Below are 21523 nucleotides of genomic sequence, written 5' to 3'. Positions count from 1 at the left end.
GAATCTATAGTGGCCAGTAATGCACTCAATAGTATTAAGAAATACATATAATCCCCTTTTTTTATGCTTTATCTAAAGGAAGAAATTATACATAAAAGAACGTAGACGATTCTGATGTGTCACAAGCCTATTGGAATATTATACCAATTGTGAAATTAAAAGAAGCTTGTAGAAAAGGTGATTGAACCTTTTCTACAAGCTTTAACCCAATATCAATTTTTCTTTTCTAATTCTTCCGCAGCATCTTCAATTGCTTCTGCAACTTCTTCAGCCGCTTGTAATGCTTCATCTTCCTTTTTTCGTTTATCTTGTAATTTAGATTGAACATTTTTAGTTAGATCTTTTGTCTTTTCAGAAGCAGATTTTGTAATCTGTGCTGTGGAATCCATTGCTTTTTGTTTAAGCTCAGAACCGGTTGTGTATGCCTTATCCTTCCAATCTGCCCCTTTCTCAGCAGCAACATCTTTCCATTCGTATGCACGCTGTTTTACCTGATAAGCACCACTATTTATATCTCCCCTAAGTTCTTTACCAGCCTTTGGTGCTAATAATAAAGCAGTTACTGCACCGACAACCCCACCAATAAAACTTCCTATTAAAAAGTCCTTCGTATTTAAATTATTATCTGACATGTCTATCTCCTCCTGATACTAGTTATTTATTTTTTCTTCCAAATATCTATTAACGCCGATCCCCATCTAATTGCTTGAGAGGTTTTCTCGGGGTCTTTTTCAGCAGCTTTAGATACGCTATTCGTTAACTGTTTCAGTGATTGATTGAAATCTTTAACCGTCTCACCAATCCCTCTAGCTCCATCAAAAAGCCCGTTTAGTTTTGTTGACTTCTGATTCATATCATCTGCTAACTTATTGGTTTTTGTTAACAACTGCGTCGTTTCATCTGTAATTCCTTGCATTTGCTTATCCAAACTTTCTAAGGTGTTTGCTACGTTATGTAGAGTTTGTTTTGCTACTTTCAACGTTATAACAAAATAAATAACGAGAATAACAAATGCGAGGGCTGCAATAATAGCTGCTATATATCCTATTATCTCCATGACCTTACACTCCTTCAATTCCTTCGATGTCTATTTAGTGATATATAATGAATCGTTCAAAAACATTCATGTATACCAATAAAGTATAGCAAATATTGTTATAAAATAAAAATACCCCCATTATGCATGGGTGAAACATGTTTTATTTTTCATTTGTATTCCTTTCCTTTGTTATTGCTTATAATAACCATTTCGACAGAAATCTATAAATTCCTTTATTTTTTTATTAAATTTTGGAAGACATCGCAATATCACTTCACATTTTTAGTTTTTAAAAGAAAAGAAAGAGCCTGTTGCCATCGGCACAGACTCTTTTCAATTTGCTATTTAATTGTTAGTGCTTCTTCATATGCCTGCTGGAATTTTTGAATATCCCCAGCACCCATGAATATTAATACACTATCATCGAATTCTTTTAGTGCTTCCGTTTGAGATAATTCCAAGATCGAACTATGATCAATAAGCTTCTGTAAATCGTCAATCGTCAACTGACCTGTTTCCTCTCGAGCTGAGCCAAATATATCACAAAGATAAACTCTGTCAGCCTGAGCAAGACTATCAGCAAATTCTTGTAGAAATGTTTTCGTCCGTGTAAATGTATGTGGTTGAAATATCGCAACAACCGATTTATCTGGATATTTTTTTCTTGCTGACTCAATAGTAGCAGTAATTTCTTTTGGGTGATGTGCATAATCATCAATTAGAATTTGGTTGCCAATTTGCTTTTCAGTAAATCGGCGCTTCACACCTCCAAAAGTTGCTAAATGTTTAATACTCTCTACATCCACTTCTTCATAATGACAAATTGCAATTACAGCCAGAGCATTTAAGACATTGTGATTTCCATACATTGGTATCGTAAATGTATCATAATAGGTATTACGAACAAACACGTCAAATGACGTACCATTAGGTGTTTCTGTTATGTTTTGGGCTTGGAAATCATTGGTATCAGCAAACCCATAATATACAACTGGTACTTTGGCTTGAATTTGCTGTAATTGTTCATCATCACCACATGCGATGATCCCTTTCTTAACTTGATCGGCCATCGATTGAAAAGCTGCGAATACATCATCAATACTTGTAAAATAATCCGGATGATCAAAATCAATATTCGTCATAATCGCATAGTCTGGTTCATACCTCAGAAAATGGCGCCGATACTCACAGGCTTCAAATACAAAATATTGACTATCAACATGCCCCTTACCTGTGCCATCACCAATTAAATAAGAAATAGGAAATGTATTTTTCAATACATGTGATAACAACCCAGTTGTAGATGTTTTTCCATGAGCACCCGTTACAGCTATGCTTGTATATTGTTTTAACCATTCACCTAAGAAATCATGATACCTATAAAATGTTACGCCTTTTCTTTTCGCTTCCTTTATTTCAAGATGGTCATCTGAAAATGCATTTCCAGCGATGACAGTATAGTCTTCTTTGATGTTGCTTTCTGAAAAAGGAAATATGGGAATGTTTTTATCTTCTAAGGCTTCTTGTGTAAAAAAACGTTTCTCAACATCTGAACCTTGCACTGTTTCCCCAGAATCATAAAGTATTTGTGCAAGAGCACTCATTCCTGTTCCCTTTATACCAATAAAATGGTAAGTTGTCATAAAAGAACCTCCATATTTTACGTAAAAAGGATTCAATCATCTTTTTATCTATTTTTTACAGCTATTTTTTTATTATAGCAAATCCTGTTTTAGAATAAAATGAATTATAGTTTTTTCATAAATTCGTTTTAATATTCATTTCCACCAATATAAGGCACCTGTTCCAAGCGAGGATTGGGACGATAACGCCGTCCCTCTTTAGCTTCAGGTGTGCCGTTTAATAAAACGTTATCACCGGTAAAGCCAATATTCAATTTAAGTAAACTTCTTCCAACCCCATACATATCAACAGGTACTCCTAATTCTTCAAATTGCACAATTCGATCTTCCGTAAATCCACCGCTAACCATTATTTTCACATGAGAGTAGCCTTCTTCATCTAAAGCATTTCGTAAGGCGAATATTAGTTCAGGATTTACACCTCGTGGATCAAAAGTACCCATTAAATGATGATTTCTTAAGAAATATTTATCCACTAATGTTCGAGAAGTATCTAATCGAACGGATTTTAATTCACTTCCAAACTCACTAGCCACTTTAAGAGAATCCGTAATAACATCATTATTATAATCAACAAGTGCAGCTAGATCATCCTCAGGAAAAAGCTCATGGTACGCTTTACAAGCAGCTACAATATCACCACGGAACATTTGAATAAGCGCATGAGGCATTGTTCCCATTCCTTCTTTTCCCCACCATTCATTCATAGCATGTGTTGCCTGAGCTGTAGAACCACCAATAAAAGCAGCATAACCATCACCTGCTTGCTGGGTGTAATGATCGTCTCGATCTCCCATAAAAATAACAGGCTTTTGCTTACCAGAGGTACGGGCGGCTTTTACAACATTGTATACATTCGTGGCTACAGATGTTCTTCTTGATAGAATCCCATCAATAATTCCTTCCAAATAGCCAAACTGGTGGTATCCACCTGATACAGTCAATACAGATTCAAACGGCCGTACTTTATCACCATCTTTTAAAGAATGAATTTCTAATGTTTCTGGATTGTCTGCAAAAGTATGTAGTAAAGCAATTGCTTCATCCGTTCCACAAAGTACTGCATCTGATTTTTGAAAGAATTGCATGGTTACTTGATTATCTGGTAATTTCTTTTCAGCTATGTCTTTCGTTTTAAGAAAATAAACGGCAGAGAACCAGCCCTCTTTAATTCGTTCATCAAACTTAAATGTTTTATTGGTTAACCGTTTTATTTTGCCATTTAATTTTTGTTCGATTTCCTTCATGTTTTTGTTTTCTCCCTTAGCATATAATCCTACAGTTAATCATATATAAATTTGGTTGAGGAAACAAGACATACAGCCACCATTGTTTAAAGCATTTCCTCAACCTGCGATGCTGTAACTAATACTTCGCGAGGCTTACTTCCGTTTTGACCGGATATTATCCCCCGCTGCTCCAAACTGTCAATGAGTCTTGCAGCACGATTGTAGCCTATTTTAAAGTGGCGTTGCAACAACGACGTACTAGCTCCATTTTGCTCAAGAACAAATTTAACAGCATCTTTCAAATGATCATCCTCCTCCTCATCCATCGCTACTTGCTCTAACAACTCCTCTTGCTCAAACAAGTAATTAGGTTCAGCAATACTTCTAGTATAATTGGTGACTCGTTCGATTTCTTCATCAGATACAAACGGTCCCTGAAGGCGCATGCTCTTTCCTGCTCCATTTTCAATAAATAGCATATCCCCTTTTCCAAGCAACTTTTCAGCTCCACTTGTATCAAGTATCGTACGTGAATCCACTTGAGAAGATACACTAAATGCAATTCTTGTAGGTATATTTGCTTTAATAAGTCCAGTGATAACATCTACCGACGGACGTTGTGTCGCTAGCAATAAGTGAATTCCGCATGCTCTTGCTTTCTGGGCAATTCTGCTAATTGCATCTTCTACATCCTGAGGGGAAACCATCATTAAATCAGCCAGTTCATCAATAACAATTACAATAAATGGCAGTTTATCTTGTGTGCGTTGCTGTTTGTCCATTTTTTGATTATAGCGCTCAATATCGCGTACTCCCTCATGCACAAACTTCTCATATCGGTCTTCCATCTCTGTCACAGCCCATTTGAGTGCGGCAGTAGCTGCTTTCACATCCGTTATTACAGGGGAAACCAAATGTGGAATACCGTTATAGGGTGCTAGCTCTACCATTTTAGGATCAATTAATAAGAATTTAACCTCTTCGTGACTTGCTTTGTATAATAAACTGATTAATATCGTATTGATACAGACACTTTTACCAGACCCCGTTGCACCAGCTATTAATCCATGTGGCATCTTTTGAATATTGGTTATTAAAGGTTGCCCTTCAATACTTAACCCTAAAGCGATTGTTAAAGGAGATGTATTTCTTTTAAACGCATCTGTCTCAAATATCCCCTGTAGCCCTACCATCTGTGCTTTGCGATTTGGAATTTCAATTCCGATTGTATTTTTCCCAGGAATAGGGGCTTCAATTCGAATATCTCTAGCGGCCATATTTAATTTTAAATCATCGCTTAGATTCTTCACTTTACTAACCTTAACCCCTAATTCAGGTTGTACTTCAAATCGTGTTACAGAAGGTCCTTGAGTTGCGTTTACTACCTTAGCTCGTACATTAAAATGCTTTAAGGTTTGTTCAAGCAATTGTTGTTGTTGTTGAACCCAGTGATCATCATCTGCATTTGTTCGATCGATATCATCTAATAGATAGTACGGAATACTCGTATCCTTCTTATTGAATAATTCTTGTTTGGTTATTTCTGATTTCTGTTCAGATTCTCGCCTTTTTGCTTTCTTTGATTTTTCCATTAAGTTTTTCTTATCTCTGGGAGTCATCATCACGTTGAATGGAATAGTCGCCCTTCCACTTTGACGCTCTTGTTTTTTATGTTCCCGTTGGTTGACCCGTTTAGATGACCGTCTTCTATCTTCACTAATCGAACAATTTTCTGTTTCTTCTGATTTTCTCGGCTGCTGCTTACTACTATCTTTTACTTCTGAAATATTAACGGAAGCAGGCGTAGCATTTTCTTCATGTAAAAGTTCGCTAACTTTTTCCTCCTCTTTTGTTTCAGCTGCAATCTCCCGTTCTGCGATTTCCACTGATTCTTTTCGGATTTCTTGATTTATTTCGTTAGAAAATGGTTCTTTATTTTTCTCATCTACTTTACGTTGATATGCCGGAATATTTTCTACTTTTGCTTTTTGTTCATCTCTAGGGCGAAACCCATAGATAGGGGAAGGTACTTCTGTTGGTTTAAAGGGTACATCTGGATCTTTTTTATAAACTTTATTTGCCGATTGCTCCCTTTCAACATTTCTTCCTTCTTCCTGAGACAATGAATGACTAGTATGATACGTACTCCTATCAGAATTTGATCTTCTTGAGCGTTTTCGTTGGTAAGCTGGTAGTTCTTCACTGTTCTCCATGTTCTTTTTCTCAAGTCGCACACTACTCTGCTGTTGTTGTTCCGGTTCAATTCTCGAGCTTCGATCCTCGTTTAGATTATTATTCATGAAATTATGGTTATTTGTTTTTACTGAATTTCGATTTTTCTTTCGTGTATTTTCTTTTCTTTGTTCAGCTTGATCAGGAATAACGGGAAAGCGAAACGATTTATTCGTAGGATATTGATACATCATTTTTGCCTCGAGATTACTTTTCTCCGTTTTATGATTTTCCTCTTGCTGTTCTTCAATTTCACTTTCTGCAAAAAGACTTTTAATTTTCTGTTTCCAATGATCCCACACATCAATTCACTCATTTCTGTATCTAAAAATCTTGTGTTCCTTTATTGTAGCAGGTTTCATCCATTCTTTGGAAGGTTTCTTGTGAATATAATCCTATAGACAAGTTCTTTAGATTGTATCCTTTTTCTTTACATTTCTCAAAGAACGTTGATCTGCTTAACAAAAAGAAAAACAACCCTCGTAATACTTGCAGGTTGTTTTTGTCCTTTACTAGATCACGAATGGTTCTCCAGCTCGATAAGAATTGTCTAAAACATAGATCCCTTTTTCTTTTGGTGCATTTGGCAAACCCAACTCTTTCTGGGAACATATCATACCATTCGAAGGAACACCTCGTAATTCTGTCGGTTTAATTTTTAATCCACTTGGCATCGTAGCTCCTACTTTGGCAACAACTACATTCTGCCCTTGATCCACATTTGGAGCACCACACACAATCTGTAACGTTTCATCTCCAACATCTACTTGACAAACACTTAATTTATCAGCATTTTCATGTTGCTCTTTACTCATAACATGTCCAATAACGAACTTAGGACGTAAGTCAAAATTCAAATAATCATCTAATTCTAATTGGTTAAATAATTGCTTGAGTTCACCTAATCCCTCTTCAGTTAGCATTATTTTTCCATTGGTTAAGAAAGAAAAATAAGTGGACGCATGAAAGATGTTATAACCTAAAACTTTATCTGAATCACCGGTAATCCGAACAACATCACCAATCCTTTCATGTCTCACGTCATAACGATTTCCTTCTGAGATTGGGATAATAAGTACATCACCAATACCATTGACATTGTAAAATACATCCATTCGCTTGATCATCCTTTTCGGTTTATTGATTCTTCTCGGGTTTGTTTTTAGCTAGTATAAACACAGGCTCTAATGATTTTTCTTCATAAATCATTGGTAAAGATGTAATAGGAATTCTTCCTTCAGCAAAGAATTTCATAGTCATCTGAGCTAGAATATCATATCCAGCTTTGTTCTGAACATCTGTAACAATTAAGACATCTTGATGAGGAACAGCAACAGCTAACTCCCCTTTACTATTCGCTTTCATTTCTTCTAAAAATGCCTCATTTAAAATTCGGCTCGCATCATACCCATCTTGTGTGGAAATAAAATAAAAATCATTTTCAGCCACTTGCTCATGTTTGTAATCCAAGGATAACGAACGTAAATTGAAAGTTGCAATTTCATCTATCCGTTCTTTGGTCCAACCTTCATTATGAAGTAGTTCTTCATCAATTAGGCGATAGGATTTTCCTAAATCTAATGCGTAAAAGATTCTTGTTTCCGCTGTATGATCTTTAAAAATCAATTCAGTTCCAGCATTGGTGACTGTTGGAAAGGAAGTAGCTCGAATAACCGGATAAATTTGTTTTTCCATTCCAGCTAGGTGTTGCTCTTCATTCATGATTCGTAATGCTTCCTTAATATGATCAACTAATTCATCTATGACGATTTCCCCGCGCTGGTTATATTTCCCTACTACATTCGGCAAGGTGATGGTAATCCCTTTTTTTGTTTCTTTCCTTTCAATTCGAAACGTATCCTTATCCCGGTTATATGATGTTCGAAAATCGTCATTTGCTAAATGTTGTTCTAGAATTTGTTTTAATTTTAAGCTTGTCATTTTCATTTTGATTCCCTCCTAACACAAATCTAGTTTGGAAGATTATTAAGGAATTGGACAATCTCTTCTTTCGTCTTACGATTCTTACTTACAAATCTACCCGTTTCCTCACCATTACGGAAAGCGACAAAGCTAGGGATTCCAAATATTGCGTACTCCTGGCAAATATCAATAAATTCGTCTCTATCTACTTTTACAAAAGTATAGTTTGGAAATTCTGCCTCTATTTCTGGTAATACAGGTTCAATCACTCTACAATCTGGGCACCATCCGGCAGTAAAATAGAATACGATATTCGACTGATTGATCCTTTTTTCAAATGTTTCATGAGATCGTAATGTTTCCATTTATATCATCTCCTTTGTTTATGACAGAATAGAATGGATAATGTTTCTAATAGAAGAAACAACGGTATACCATTGTCTAAAAAAATCGATGCATTTTCGTATTTTAAATTAAACCTTATAGGTATATTATTTTACTTTTATATCCTGCATCCACTTGCAATGAATTGGCTTGTCTTTTGGATTACACCATACGTATATTAGAGCCCCTAATTGAATGAACGAATTGTACAGCTACCTATTCCTTTACCTATATTACTATGAATTTCATAGAATGTGAAACGTTCGAGATCAATCTACTACGTAAAATGCTTTTCAGTTATTTTAATTTTGTATACTATAGATATAGAAGGATTTATGAGGAGGGAGAAAGCGCATGGAACTCACAGTATATTTAGCTGGACAAATTCATGATGATTGGAGAGAAACTATAAAACAGTTGGCACAAGAAAAGGGATTACCTTTAACCTTTGTTGCACCACAAACCAATCATGATCGCTCAGATAATATTGGAGAAGCGATATTGGGTAACCAGCCGAGCAAGGTTTATAAAGATGAAGCCGCTTCGAAGATAAATAACTTTAGAACCCAGGTTTTGATGGAAAAAGCAGATATTATCATTGCGCTATTTGGTGAAAAATATAAGCAATGGAATACCGCTATGGACGCAAGTCAGGCGATATCATTAAATAAACCAACAATTATCGTTCGACCAGATTCACTTATCCATCCTTTAAAAGAGTTGTCGGAAAAAGCAAATGTAACTGTCGAAACAATTGAACAAGCAATAGATGTTATTCATTATGTATATGAGTAAACATAGTGAAAGATAAATAGCCGGTTGAGCAGAACAGCTCTACCGGCTATTGTATTCCCATTGACCACGTAATAATTTAACAACATGGCTAAACATCGTTTGTCTCGAAATCATTTCATTTGTAAATATGCCAATAGCTCCCTCTTTCTTCCCTACATTTTTTCGTTTGGCATACGCATTCATAATGTCTCCAAGTTCCATCCCGTGTTCTAATTGGATATCTATTTCCTTCGGTAAGGGAATACGAGCACCGCTAGCAGTAAAAATTGTCTGATCAGGAATTACTAATGCCCCCCAATTACAAAGAAAGAGTTGCTCTTCAACATACATCACTCCACCTTCTAAACCAATCCCCATTGTATCACTAGAAGTGCAAGCTACTGCTCGGTTAATTGCTCCTTGTCTCGTCTCATCATCAGAGAAAGGTTGAGGAGAAACATGTGATGGAACAACTTTTGAGTCAACCATTTTCTCATAGAATACTTCTTTTACTGCATTTACTTTAGCAGGATTAGTGGAACCGACTATTATATTCATTTCTTTCATCCTCTACAAGACCTTAGATTAAACAGATTGGTGAATGTAATTTAATGTGTTTTGGTCTGTTGATTTAATTAATTGTATTAATAGTTCTTTAGCAGCAGCGTAATCATCCACATGAATAATAGAAGCAGAAGTATGGATATAGCGTGAGCAAATTCCTACAACTGCTGAAGGCACTCCATGATTAGTCATATGGACACGTCCAGCATCTGTTCCTCCTTGCGATATAAAATATTGGTACGGAATATCATGGCTTTCCGCCGTATCTAATACAAAATTTTTCATACCTTGATGTGTAATCATCGAACGATCAAATATACGGAGTAATGCTCCTTCACCTAATTGACCGAATTCTTCTTTATTACCGGATGCGTCATTAGCAGGTGAAGCATCTAACGCAAAGAATATATCTGGTTTAATCATATTTGCCGCTACTTGAGCACCTCTTAACCCAACCTCTTCCTGGACAGTCGCCCCAGAGTACAAATAGTTAGGTACAGATTGGTTGTGTAATTCCTTCAGTAGTTCAATGGCTAATCCACATCCATATCGATTATCCCAAGCTTTCGCCATAATTTTCTTATTATTGGCCATAGGTGTAAATGGTGTCAACGGGACAATGGGTTGCCCTGGCTTAATTCCAATTTTTTCTGCATCATCTTGATCATCGGCACCAATATCTATAAGCATATGTTTCATTTCCATTGGTTTTTTCCGTTGTGCATCTGTTAAATTATGTGGTGGTATCGAACCAATAACTCCAATGACTGGTCCGTTTTCCGTCATAATTTGAACGCGTTGAGCTAATAAGACTTGGCTCCACCAACCGCCTAATGTTTGAAAACGAATCATCCCATTTTTTGTAATTTGTGTAACCATAAATCCAACCTCATCCATATGACCAGCTACCATTACTCTTGGACCTTTTCCCTTTTTAACACCAAAAACACCACCAAGATGGTCTTGAATCACCTCATCAGCATACTTGTCAAGTTCTCTTTTCATAAATGAACGGACTGGGTGTTCATTACCCGGAGCTCCCTGTAATTCGGTTAATTCCCTAAACATTGCTAATGTCTCTTGATTCATCTCTCATATCCCGCCTTTGCTATGTAATATAGCTAGTATAACGGAAATAGTCGATGTATATCCACTATTCCTTAATAAATAAACATACCTTGATTTATTATTTTCTATTTTTTTCAGAATACGATATACTAACATTTGTAGACCCAAAACTACCGATTTTAATATTATAGCAAGAGGTGAACATGATATGAGTGTAAAAAAAGCAGTTCTTGCAGCAGGATTAGGTGTAGCCGTCGGTTATATTGCTAAACAACAATTAGATCAAATCCAAAAAATAACACCAGAAAAAGCTTTAAAACAAGCAAAAGAAACTTTTAAAAAACAAGGACCAATTAGTGGTTCATGGATTTATATGAAACCACAAGAAGTAGAAAAAAACGGTTTATTGTACAATGCCTATCGTGGTGGAGTAACACGCAGCCTCGATGGCGAAAATAAACAGTATGAATTCTATGTTGATGTTGAAACAGGAGCAGTCATTGACTCTGTTCAAACCGTATAATGAACATCCAAACGGAAAGCTGCTCAAGTTCTGAGCAGCTTTCAATTCCTATCTGTATAGCGTGTTCGCTCAACTAAATTTTTGATTTCACCATTTTTATTAAACTGAATCGCACGATAATAGGCATCATGATAAAACGTGTACCAAGCTTGTTTATCATAACCATATTTCATCCATTTTTCTTTTTCATGTACTGAGGTAACGGGATAATCATCATACGCTAATGCCCACAGTTTATTTTGATGCGCATGTGTCGGCATAATATCCGCCATATGGATAAAACACTCATTTCCTTCTTCAAATACGAGAATAGAATGTCCATTACTATGTCCCCCCGTATGAATCATTTTTAGACCTGGCGTTATCTCTATTTCCTTATCGAAAACGTGAACCTGGTCAACGATTGGTACCCAATTATTCTCCCAATACGTATTAGATGATCGAATATTCGGCTTCTGCATTTCTTTCCATTCAATTGAAGATGTGTAAATGATTGCATTTTGAAAAACAGAAGTTAAGGAGTCCCCATTCTTCTTTGTTAATCCACATGCATGATCAAAATGAAGATGTGTCATAAGGACAGCATCGATATCATCTGGTGTTAATTCTATTTGTGCTAAAGCGTTCTCGATGTAGGATTGTTCGATAACGCCAAAATTACGGATCTGTTTATCAGACAACTTACCTGCGCCTATTCCAGTATCAATTAAATAGTTTCTATTGTCGATTTCCACTAAAATTGGATCTGTTCGTAACTCAATTTGATTATTATTATTGGATGGATACTTCTTACTCCAAAGTGGTTTTGGTACGACACCAAACATGGCTCCACCGTCCAAAAAAGTAACTCCACCGCGCAACCAAGTTAATCTAGCTCTACCTACTTGCAAATTCTCCATTTATATTCCCCCCTTTTCCTATTAGTTTAGCAAAGAACAGTCAGCTAGCAAACGCTTTCTAAAATGCAAAAAAAACAATCGATCGAATATATCGTCGATCGATTGTTTGTCTACATATTGTGGAAAGATACACGACATCTATAGATTGGCTGGCCTTTGCTCGAAAACTTCTCCTCATATTCTGTCATCCTATTGGTTGGATCATGAATACGATGCAGATCCAAATTGACTTCCTCAAGTTGCATCCCAAATTGAGAGAAGCTTGTTAACGAGTACTCAAATAATCCCATATTATCGGTTTTTAGAATGACTTCTCCCGACGGTTGTAATACTTCTTGATATTTTTCTAAAAAGGTATGATAGGTAAGTCTCCGTTTTTCATGCCTGTTTTTAGGCCACGGATCCGAAAAGTTCAAATAAATCGTTGCTAATTCGCTTTCTGCAAATATTTCTTTTAGATTAGCAGCATCTTCATTAATCAACACAATATTATTTAGTTTCGATTCGTTGATTTTTTGAGCTGCTGTAACAATGATACTTTTAGCGAGTTCAATTCCAATAAAATTAACTTCTGGAAACTGTTTAGCCATCTCAACAATAAATTGTCCTTTTCCTGTTCCAATTTCAATATGAACGGCTTTATCATTACCAAAGAATTTTTTCCATTTACCTTTGTATTCTTGCGGATTTGGAATAACAATATGTGTATTCTCTTCTAAAAAATCGTCTGCCCACGGCTTATTTCGTTGACGCATCATTTAAGCCTCTCTTTCTGTATTTAGAGGTATAGAAATGCAATGATGAACGATACTAAGGAAGAGGTGATAACGAATGACATTAAACACAAACAATCAATTAACATTGTTAATAGACCTTTTAGATGAACAAAAAGGCGAATGCTGTGGCCATGTTTCGGAGTATCAACAAATCTCTAGACTCGTTCAATCTTTAATGAATAATAATAACGTTACGGATCAAGAACTACTTCGTATTCTTCCTGAAATATACAGCTATGGAAAAGATGGGGAAATTGTTGAAAATATAGAAGATCATATAACCGCAAATGATCAAAATTTAGCATCATGGCTTCATGCGCTACATCAAACTAGTGAACGTTAAATGCTCTAATTTGCTCGTTTAATTCTTCTAAGTCCGTTAATCTTTCCCTGTATTTAATCAATTCATCTCGTTCTAAATGCCAACATAAATAATGTAACACATCAAGAAGTAAATACCAGTACATCCGTTCAATTAAATGGTCGTCACTAGTGACACCATAGTGCTCTAACCACTCATTCCAATTTTCTTTAGGAATATACCAGTTTAATACCATTCCATAATCTGTTACAGGATCTGCAATCAGAGCATTATCCCAATCAATCAAATGAAGATGTCCTTCTTTTGAAAGTAAAATGTTATTATGATTTAAATCACCATGACATACGACCAATTTTTGCTTTCTAGTAATTGGTAATAATTGCTCCAAAAAAACAAGTGCTATTCTTACTTGATCTTGGTTAAATAAACCAATACGCTCTAATCTCAATCTTATATTAGAAAAACTTTCATCAGATGTGACAGGTTTTTTCCCTAATCGCATAAGCATATATAATAATTCCGAGGAATGGTGGATTTTGTGCAGCAGCTCAGCAACACGTAAATGCTGCATTTCTGCTGGCTTCAATTCCCTTCCTTCAAGCCATTCCTGTGCTGTAATCACATCACCATTTTCCATACGTTTTGTCCAAATTAGCTTGGGAACAATTCCTTCGGCTGATAATACAGCCAAAAATGGCGAAGAATTACGTTTTAAAAATAATCGTTGATTGTCTTTTGTAGCTAGATAAGCATCTCCAGTCAATCCCCCTGCTGGAGTAATCTCCCATTCATAACCTAGAACTCGCTTCAGCCAGTCCACCATAAATTCCTCACATCTTTCAAAATTTAGCGTTCAATAATACATTTTATCTAGTTCTAAGCAAAAATACAAATATGTGAATAGTTTAGCATGTTCTTCGCTTCCCCACCACAGTCAATTATTTTCTTCTGTGAATCCAAAAGCATACGTTTCTTCATCCCATTCCAGCCGCTTGACTGAGCTTGTTTGACAATGTTTTAATAATGCATCTGCCACTCGCAATTGCTGGTTTTTTAATGGTGAAGACAAACTACGCATTGTTAAGAACCATTCTTCATATTGCTTTCTACCAACGAGCTGAGTATAAAAAGGTTCGTCAGTATACAGTATTTCGTTTGTTTTTGATAATACTGTCTTCTTAATTGGAAATTCTAAATCATGAAAGGCAAGTACACTTTTTATGATTTGTTCAGTCCGTTTTAAAGCGATATGAGGATTTATAATTTTATATCGCTTATCTTGTACATCCACTGTCCATGTTCGTTCATCACTAGCGATAATCATAGCATCTTTACCCTCATCCATTAAATATATAATTTCTATATTAATCGGCGTAATTACAATGATTTCTCCCTCTATTGGTGCTTTTTTTATATTAAAAATTGGATAATACATAATGAGATATGTATCTGGAAAGCGCTGAAGAAAATATTTTATTTCCGGATCATAGCTGTATTTTTGATTAATATAAGAAATATCCGTTATTGTGGAAGTTGCCCACTTCATCTGAATCTCCATTAAACGATTCAAGAAATAATGCTTTAGCTCTTCTTTGGTAGGTGGTAAAGATTCTGTATGATCTCGCTCCCCTGTTACATCTACCCTCGGTTTCTGTTTCCACCGTTTCCATTTGGAAAAACGTGATGATTTAGGAGATGCTTCTTCTTCCTCCGGTTCCTCTACGATCTGCTCCCATTCTACAGTCAATTTTTTCCAATTTTCTTGTTTCAATCGTATAAACTGACTTGGATAGCGAAATGGGTTCCATTCATAGCGAGAAATATAATCTTGAAGCTTAATTAATTGAGCCAGATGCTCCACCCCCTTGTTCGTGAAACGTAGCAATTATTCTATATTTTGGAATACGGTTCGGATAAATACGAAATAGTGTAAATTCACGTACATCTATTTTTATGGGCCCCTGGACATTTGCTTTAACTTGATCCAACTTATTCAACCAATCGTTCTGTCCAATCCATTTTTTAGCTAACGTTATATGTGGTATATAAATTCTGTTTTCCTTTGAAAATCCAACTTCCAAAGAAGCTAGTTCTATTTTTTGGTATAACGCAGTCAACTGCTTAGATAATTCGACAGAGACATATAATACTCTGGGTCTTGCTGGATTACCAAACGTTTCGATATTACTTGCTTTTAAAGTGAATCCCCGAAAAGAAATTTGATGTAAGCGATGAATCAATGCTTTTAATTTAATATCGGAAACAGGGCCTAAAAACTTTAATGTAATATGCATATCTTGCCAATCCGTCCATTGTTTGTATGGCAGATTGCTTATTTGCTGTTGCGTTAAAGAAAAACGTTCTTTCACATCATTAGACAATGGGACAGCTATAAAATAATGCGGTTCTCCAGTCATGATAAGCCTCCAATGTTTTAGGGGTTGTTTAATAATTGAAGTTCTTCTTCTGTAAGTTCACGATATTCTCCTAAAGCTAAAGATTGATCAAGCTTTAATCTCCCCATTTGCATGCGTTTTAAATAAATTACTTGTTTATCAATCGCATGAAACATCCTTTTCACTTGGTGGAATTTTCCTTCAGTAATGGTTACAAGTACTTCAGATATTTCCCCGCGATGTAAGATGGACAAACCAGCGGGTTTAGTCACATATCCATCATTTAATTGAATGCCATTACGAAAAGATGTAATGTCATTTTCCGTAATAATTCCATCGATTTTAGCGTAATATGTCTTATCAATGTTTTTCTTTGGAGATAACAAATGATGGGCCAGCTTCCCATCATTTGTTATTAATAATAGTCCTTCTGTATCTTTATCCAACCTCCCAACAGGAAAAGGTTGAAAATTTTGTAATGCTGGAGGTAGCAGATCAATGACGGTCTTATCTCGCTTATCTTCCGTAGCAGAAATAACCTGAGGAGGTTTGTTCATCATCATGTAAATATATTTTCGATACTTTATTAATGTATCATTTACTTTAATCATATCCTCATATGGATTTATATGCAAAGCACTATTTTTAACGATAGAACCATTAACAAAAACTTGTTTTTTCTTAAGTAATACCTTCACATCTTTACGACTACCATAACCTGTATTCGCCAAAAATTTATCAATTCGCATATTCTTTCCTCCTTACCTTTGGAAGACTTTGTCCAACACACGGACTCGATTCCCTAATACTCTTTCCAATAAAGTGGATTTATAGGCAAGCCATAGATAAACTGCTCCTCCGCCGATCACACCAATAATAAGCATGATAGCTGCCCCCCATCTTGTATCCTCATAAGGAACGGCAAAACCAACGAAATACTTAAGTAAGATAATACAACCACTCATAATGGTTACAAAAATCCCAATCAAAATCGTACGTTTAATTAACTGTTTATAAGAGAAATCAATGGAAGCACGGATTCTCCAAAGATTTAACATCACTGCAATACCAGCAGCAATTGCAGTTCCAAAAATAGCACCTTTTGCTCCAAATAAATAGATTAACTGTATATTGAATAGCACTTTAACTAACAATCCTGCGGACAAACTAATAACTGCAAAACGTTGTTGGTTTATCCCTTGTAATACGGAGGATGAGACACTAAATAGTGCAAATAATAAAGCAACTGGTGCATACCAAGCAAGCAATGGACCTGAAATATGCAGCTTATCCATTTCACCAAACAGTGTCCCATATGCTTCATTCGATAACATAGAAAGCCCGACAACAGCAGGAATAACTAAAACCATAATAATTTGAAAAGCATGATTAATTTGCTGCTTCAATTGTGTTTGGTTTTGTTGCGTAAATGATTTGGTCATTTCAGGTAATATCGCCATTGATAAACCCGTTGCTAACGTAATTGGAATAATAACGAGCTTATGTCCATAAAAATTGATAACCGAGTACGTAAATTCCCAAATATCTTGTCGATCACTTGCTACCATTGAACGTTCAAATGTAAATTGATCTACTAATTGATATAATGGGATTGCTAATCCTACCAGTACAAATGGTCCTGCATAACGGAACAATTCAGCAAACAAATCCTTCTTACGAACATCATGCGTATATGTTTGCTGATGAATTTGTTTTTCTAAAAATGGTTTTCTTTTACGCCAATACAACCATAGAATGATTGATGATGCCAATGCGCCAAGAAAGGCTGCAAACGTAGAAAATCCAACAGCTGCAAGTATTGTTCCATCAAATATTTTTAGAATAATGAATGAGCCGCCTAAAAGAAAAACAATCCGAACAATTTGTTCAACTACTTGCGAGACTGCCGTTGGTCCCATCGAGTTATGGCCTTGGAAAAAACCCCGGGCAATACTCATAGCTGGAATTATAATTAATGCAACACTTACCATACGAATCACAAAAGCTACATCGGCTACAGTAATACTATCTGGATCGTCACTCGTAATCATCCCAGCTGCTAGCCAATCAGCACTAATAAACATGGCTAAAAAAGCCAAGGTTCCAGTTACAAGCATCAACGTTAAACCTGCACGGAACATGCGCATACCTGTTTCATAATCCCCTACTGCATTATATTTCGACACAAATTTAGATACTGCTAAAGGTACACCTACTGTTGATAAGCTTATAAAAATACTATAAGGCGTATATGCATAGGCAAACAGCGTACCACCGCTTGCTCCAACTAACGCATTAAAAGGAACGACATAGATCATGCCTAAAAACTTCGACAAAAAAGACGCCCCAGTTAATAACATGGTTCCTCGTACTATATTTGACATTATTTCACCCGCATTTATCTACATAAATTATTAAAATTCGACACCATTATATCATTATACAGAAACTTCATTTCTGATAAAAAGAATCATTTGCACTATTTTATCACAATTTAACTGCATCATTATCAATTCAACTCCTATTTATTACATACCATCAGTAAAAAATTGTTCGTATTAATAGATCATGTTAATATACATACGGAAAGGAATGAAGAAAATTGTCCTATGACGTAATAATAATTGGTGGTGGGCCTTCTGGTTTGATGGCAGCTATTGCAGCTTCCGAATCAGGGGCGAAGACCTTATTAATTGAAAAAGGGAAGAAATTGGGGAAAAAATTAGCTATATCTGGGGGTGGCCGTTGCAATGTTACCAATCGTCTTCCTCAAGATGAAGTGATCAAACATATACCTGGCAATGGCAAATTTTTATATAGTGCATTTTCAGTATTTAATAATTACGATATTATTGATTTTTTTGAAGGACTAAACGTTCCTCTTAAAGAAGAAGACCACGGAAGAATGTTTCCTGTCTCTAATCAATCCAAAACCGTTGTTAACGCCCTTTTAAATCGGATGGATGAGTTACAGGTAGCAATAAAACTTGAAACTCCTGTGAAAGCTATTCATTATGACCAAGCTAACCATACGATTATTCTTCGAGACGGTTCAAAAATAATGACAAAAGCATTGGTTATCGCAGTCGGTGGAAAAGCAGTACCACATACAGGTTCTACAGGGGACGGATATGCTTGGGCTAAAAAAGCAGGACATACTGTGACAGATCTATATCCTACTGAAGTGGCCCTAACCTCTAATGAACCTTTTATTCAAAATAAATCCCTTCAAGGTTTATCCTTACGGGATATAAAACTAACCGTTTTAAATAAAAATCATAAACCTATTGTATCTCATCAAATGGATATGATATTTACGCATTTTGGAGTTTCTGGTCCAGCTGTTCTGCGTTGTTCTCAATTTGTAGTAAAGGAATTACGTAAAGGGCAATCTTCAGTAACAATGCAGCTTGATACGATACCTCAACACAACGAACAAGAGCTATTTAATAAGTTACTGAAATTAGTCGAGGAGCATCCAAGGAAATCTCTAAAAAACTTACTGAAAGGTTGGATACCTGAACGATTGATGGCTTATTTATTTCAACGACATCGCATTACGGACGATGAAAAAGGAAGTTCCATCTCAAAATTAACGATTCGCAATATCATTAAAGACTTTAAACAGTTTACATTTCAAGTTCATGGCTCATTACCCCTTGATAAAGCATTTGTAACTGGAGGTGGTGTATCCATAAAAGAAATCGTACCAAATACAATGCAATCTAAAATCATGCATGGTCTATATTTTTGTGGTGAGATCTTAGATATACATGGATATACAGGTGGTTATAATATTACTTCGGCTCTAGTCACAGGAAGATTGGCGGGACTAAATGCTGCGTTGGAAACAGGTTATTATGCTGGTAGTTGATACTAGGCATTAAATTCAGCAAATGGATTAACCTAATAATGTCTGTTAATCAAACGATAAGGTTTAGAAAGGGTTGGTAAATAATGCAAAAAAACGGAGTATGGTTACCTATTATTGCGTCTGTTGGTGTAGGAGCTGCCACATATTATACCATGACAAAAAACAATCAAAATCTTGGACAAACCATGCAACAGATGATTCCATTCGTTTCCCAAATGACGAATTCAAATAATAGTAGCGGTAACAGTGGAAACACAAGCACAAGTAATTCCCAACAATTAGGACCTTATGGAATGAGCTAAGCAGGCACTAGCGCACCTAAATTTGGTGCGCTTTTAATTTAGTTAGACGAATCGTAATATTTTGTGTAAAATAGGGGGTATTATAAAAGGAGGGGAATCATTGAAAGGACTAGGACTACTACTTAGAATAATTACAGCAATCCTTCTCGGTATTGTAATTGGGTCATTCGCGAATGACTGGCTTATTCGATTATTTGCAACGTTTAACGATATATTCGGTAATTTTCTAGAATTTATTATTCCATTAATTATTATAGGTTTCATTGCACCAGGTATTGGCTCAATGGGACGAGGTGCAGGTAAATTACTTGGACTAACAGGGGCAGTAGCTTATACATCAACCGTTGTTGCTGGAGTAATAGCATTTTTTGTAGCGAAAATCGTCTATCCGACGTTTTTGAGCCAGCAATCCTTACAATCTTTTTCAGATCCTTCCAAGAGCCTTAGTGAAGGATTTTTCCAAGTTGAAATGCCACCCCCAATGGAAATTATGACAGCTTTACTTCTGTCTTTTGTCATTGGTCTTGGTATTGCAACTATTAAAGGCGAAGCATTATATAAAATAACAACTGATTTCCGAGATATTATACAATTAGTTATTGAAAAAGTTATTATTCCTTTACTTCCAATCCATATTTTTGGAATATTTGCCAATATGACGGCAGCTGGTCAAGTGAGTACAATTTTAGCTGTATTTGCAAAAGTATTTGTTATGATTATTATTTTGCATTTACTTTATTTAATGCTTCAATATACATTAGCTGGAACGTTAAGTAAGCAAAACCCAATCAGTATGATAAAACGAATGATACCTGCATATTTTACAGCGTTAGGAACTCAATCTTCTGCCGCTACCATTCCAGTAACTTTAAAACATACAAAAACATTAAAAGTACGAGAAGGAATAGCTGATTTTACAGTTCCTTTACTCGCAAATATACATCTATCTGGAAGTACAATTACGTTAGTAAGTTGTTCTTTAGCTGTCATGTTTTTACAAGGAGAGCCTGGTACATTCTCAGCTGTATTTCCATTTATCTTAATGTTAGGTATAACAATGATTGCTGCTCCAGGGGTTCCTGGTGGTGCAGTAATGGCTGCTATTGGCTTGCTCAAAAGTATGCTAGGTTTTGACGCAACGATGGTATCTTTAATGATAGCTCTATACTTAGCACAAGACAGTCTTGGAACAGCTTGTAATGTTACAGGTGATGGAGCCATCACCTCTATAACGAATTCATTAAGTGGAAAAAAAGGCAGAAATCTTACAGAAGAAAATAACCTAACCTAATCTTGTATTGCTGAATAAACTTTTAAAGTTGTTGAATATATCGAATTAACAATGGCCTCAGTCTTCGTTTTAAGAGTACTGAGGCCATTTGTTTATATGGTTTTTTAAAAATATTGACTTTTACTATTTCAGGCAGAGTTTGTAGGGATAAAATGAATATATTTAGTGTTAGAAAAGCTGTCCGTATAAACATACGAACAGCTTTTAAAATGGCCTGGCGGCGTCCTACTCTTGCAGGGACAAAGCCCCAACTACCATCGGCGCTGGAGAGCTTAACTACTGTG

At 35.8% G+C, this 21523-nt stretch carries 24 protein-coding genes; 6 read left to right on the top strand and 18 right to left on the bottom strand.

Features of this window, described 5'->3' with window-relative positions; translation table 11 throughout:
• Positions 1-212: 212 nt before the first annotated feature.
• The 8 genes from M948_RS33380 to M948_RS33345 form a co-directional block, all read right to left on the bottom strand.
• On the bottom strand, positions 213-632 hold the full coding sequence (locus M948_RS33380; RefSeq protein ID WP_021290829.1) for a YtxH domain-containing protein: 420 nt from the start codon (positions 630-632) through the stop codon (positions 213-215).
• Positions 633-658: 26 nt separating this feature from the next.
• Positions 659-1057 carry a DUF948 domain-containing protein gene (locus M948_RS33375; RefSeq protein ID WP_021290828.1) on the bottom strand — a complete coding sequence of 133 codons (399 nt, stop codon included), beginning with the start codon at positions 1055-1057 and terminating at the stop codon, positions 659-661.
• 323 nt (positions 1058-1380) lie between these two features.
• Positions 1381-2682, bottom strand: a complete 1302-nt coding sequence (gene murC / locus M948_RS33370; RefSeq protein WP_021290827.1) for a UDP-N-acetylmuramate--L-alanine ligase — start codon at positions 2680-2682, stop codon at positions 1381-1383.
• A 128-nt stretch (positions 2683-2810) separates the two neighbouring features.
• Positions 2811-3929 carry a nicotinate phosphoribosyltransferase gene (locus tag M948_RS33365; RefSeq protein WP_021290826.1) on the bottom strand — a complete coding sequence of 373 codons (1119 nt, stop codon included), beginning with the start codon at positions 3927-3929 and terminating at the stop codon, positions 2811-2813.
• A gap of 86 nt (positions 3930-4015) precedes the next feature.
• On the bottom strand, positions 4016-6445 hold the full coding sequence (locus M948_RS33360; protein WP_021290825.1) for a DNA translocase FtsK: 2430 nt from the start codon (positions 6443-6445) through the stop codon (positions 4016-4018).
• Positions 6446-6655: 210 nt separating this feature from the next.
• Positions 6656-7258 carry a YtpR family tRNA-binding protein gene (gene ytpR / locus M948_RS33355; RefSeq protein ID WP_021290824.1) on the bottom strand — a complete coding sequence of 201 codons (603 nt, stop codon included), beginning with the start codon at positions 7256-7258 and terminating at the stop codon, positions 6656-6658.
• A gap of 22 nt (positions 7259-7280) precedes the next feature.
• Positions 7281-8090 (bottom strand): DUF1444 domain-containing protein, encoded by an 810-nt coding sequence (locus M948_RS33350; RefSeq protein WP_021290823.1) that lies wholly within the window; start codon positions 8088-8090, stop codon positions 7281-7283.
• A 23-nt stretch (positions 8091-8113) separates the two neighbouring features.
• Complete coding sequence (locus tag M948_RS33345) at positions 8114-8431, bottom strand: thioredoxin family protein (RefSeq protein WP_021290822.1); 318 nt, start codon at positions 8429-8431, stop codon at positions 8114-8116.
• A 373-nt stretch (positions 8432-8804) separates the two neighbouring features.
• On the opposite strand from M948_RS33345, the gene M948_RS33340 reads away from it, so the two are divergent.
• Positions 8805-9245, top strand: coding sequence for a YtoQ family protein (locus M948_RS33340; protein WP_021290821.1), 441 nt, complete (start codon positions 8805-8807; stop codon positions 9243-9245).
• Between the two features lie 39 nt (positions 9246-9284).
• Here the strand turns inward: M948_RS33340 and M948_RS33335 are convergent, their stop codons facing one another.
• Complete coding sequence (locus M948_RS33335; RefSeq protein ID WP_021290820.1) at positions 9285-9782, bottom strand: DUF84 family protein; 498 nt, start codon at positions 9780-9782, stop codon at positions 9285-9287.
• 27 nt (positions 9783-9809) lie between these two features.
• Positions 9810-10877: a M42 family metallopeptidase gene (locus M948_RS33330; RefSeq protein ID WP_021290819.1), complete on the bottom strand. Its 1068-nt coding sequence runs from the start codon at positions 10875-10877 to the stop codon at positions 9810-9812.
• Positions 10878-11064: 187 nt separating this feature from the next.
• Here M948_RS33330 and M948_RS33325 point away from each other — a divergent pair, with 187 nt between their 5' ends.
• Complete coding sequence (locus M948_RS33325) at positions 11065-11379, top strand: PepSY domain-containing protein (RefSeq protein WP_021290818.1); 315 nt, start codon at positions 11065-11067, stop codon at positions 11377-11379.
• A gap of 41 nt (positions 11380-11420) precedes the next feature.
• Here M948_RS33325 and M948_RS33320 read toward each other — a convergent pair whose 3' ends face one another.
• On the bottom strand, positions 11421-12278 hold the full coding sequence (locus tag M948_RS33320) for a YtnP family quorum-quenching lactonase (protein ID WP_021290817.1): 858 nt from the start codon (positions 12276-12278) through the stop codon (positions 11421-11423).
• A 110-nt stretch (positions 12279-12388) separates the two neighbouring features.
• Positions 12389-13033: a tRNA (guanosine(46)-N7)-methyltransferase TrmB gene (gene trmB, locus M948_RS33315; protein ID WP_021290816.1), complete on the bottom strand. Its 645-nt coding sequence runs from the start codon at positions 13031-13033 to the stop codon at positions 12389-12391.
• Between the two features lie 76 nt (positions 13034-13109).
• Between trmB and M948_RS33310 the strand changes: the two genes are divergently transcribed.
• Positions 13110-13397 carry a YtzH-like family protein gene (locus M948_RS33310; protein WP_021290815.1) on the top strand — a complete coding sequence of 96 codons (288 nt, stop codon included), beginning with the start codon at positions 13110-13112 and terminating at the stop codon, positions 13395-13397.
• Here M948_RS33310 and M948_RS33305 read toward each other — a convergent pair.
• The 5 genes from M948_RS33305 to M948_RS33285 all read right to left on the bottom strand — a co-directional run bounded on the left by M948_RS33305 (position 13384) and on the right by M948_RS33285 (position 18156).
• Positions 13384-14199, bottom strand: a complete 816-nt coding sequence (locus tag M948_RS33305; protein WP_021290814.1) for a phosphotransferase family protein — start codon at positions 14197-14199, stop codon at positions 13384-13386. The genes M948_RS33310 and M948_RS33305 overlap by 14 nt on opposite strands.
• 111 nt (positions 14200-14310) lie before the next feature.
• Positions 14311-15237 (bottom strand): hypothetical protein, encoded by a 927-nt coding sequence (locus tag M948_RS33300; protein WP_021290813.1) that lies wholly within the window; start codon positions 15235-15237, stop codon positions 14311-14313.
• Positions 15212-15793, bottom strand: a complete 582-nt coding sequence (gene thpR, locus M948_RS33295) for an RNA 2',3'-cyclic phosphodiesterase (RefSeq protein WP_021290812.1) — start codon at positions 15791-15793, stop codon at positions 15212-15214. The genes M948_RS33300 and thpR overlap by 26 nt, the downstream gene beginning before the upstream one ends.
• Before the next feature lie 17 nt (positions 15794-15810).
• Positions 15811-16521: a pseudouridine synthase gene (locus M948_RS33290; RefSeq protein WP_021290811.1), complete on the bottom strand. Its 711-nt coding sequence runs from the start codon at positions 16519-16521 to the stop codon at positions 15811-15813.
• Between the two features lie 12 nt (positions 16522-16533).
• Positions 16534-18156, bottom strand: coding sequence for a putative polysaccharide biosynthesis protein (locus tag M948_RS33285; RefSeq protein ID WP_021290810.1), 1623 nt, complete (start codon positions 18154-18156; stop codon positions 16534-16536).
• Positions 18157-18374: 218 nt separating this feature from the next.
• On the opposite strand from M948_RS33285, the gene M948_RS33280 reads away from it, so the two are divergent.
• The 3 genes from M948_RS33280 (at position 18375) to M948_RS33270 (ending at position 21239) form a co-directional block, all read left to right on the top strand.
• Positions 18375-19646: an NAD(P)/FAD-dependent oxidoreductase gene (locus tag M948_RS33280; protein ID WP_021290809.1), complete on the top strand. Its 1272-nt coding sequence runs from the start codon at positions 18375-18377 to the stop codon at positions 19644-19646.
• A gap of 83 nt (positions 19647-19729) precedes the next feature.
• The gene (locus M948_RS33275) at positions 19730-19948 is read left to right on the top strand and encodes a hypothetical protein (RefSeq protein ID WP_021290808.1); all 219 of its coding nucleotides are present in this window, start codon (positions 19730-19732) and stop codon (positions 19946-19948) included.
• Positions 19949-20048: 100 nt separating this feature from the next.
• On the top strand, positions 20049-21239 hold the full coding sequence (locus M948_RS33270) for a dicarboxylate/amino acid:cation symporter (RefSeq protein ID WP_021290807.1): 1191 nt from the start codon (positions 20049-20051) through the stop codon (positions 21237-21239).
• Positions 21240-21261: 22 nt separating this feature from the next.
• Here M948_RS33270 and M948_RS43650 read toward each other — a convergent pair.
• Positions 21262-21523 (bottom strand): hypothetical protein (locus M948_RS43650; protein ID WP_041203140.1); only part of this gene is annotated, 262 nt, incomplete at its 5' end.

The organism is Virgibacillus sp. CM-4 (genome assembly GCF_000445495.1).
In the GTDB taxonomy this organism is placed as follows: domain Bacteria; phylum Bacillota; class Bacilli; order Bacillales; family Amphibacillaceae; genus Virgibacillus; species Virgibacillus salexigens.
This window is presented reverse-complemented; position numbering and strand designations above follow the sequence as displayed.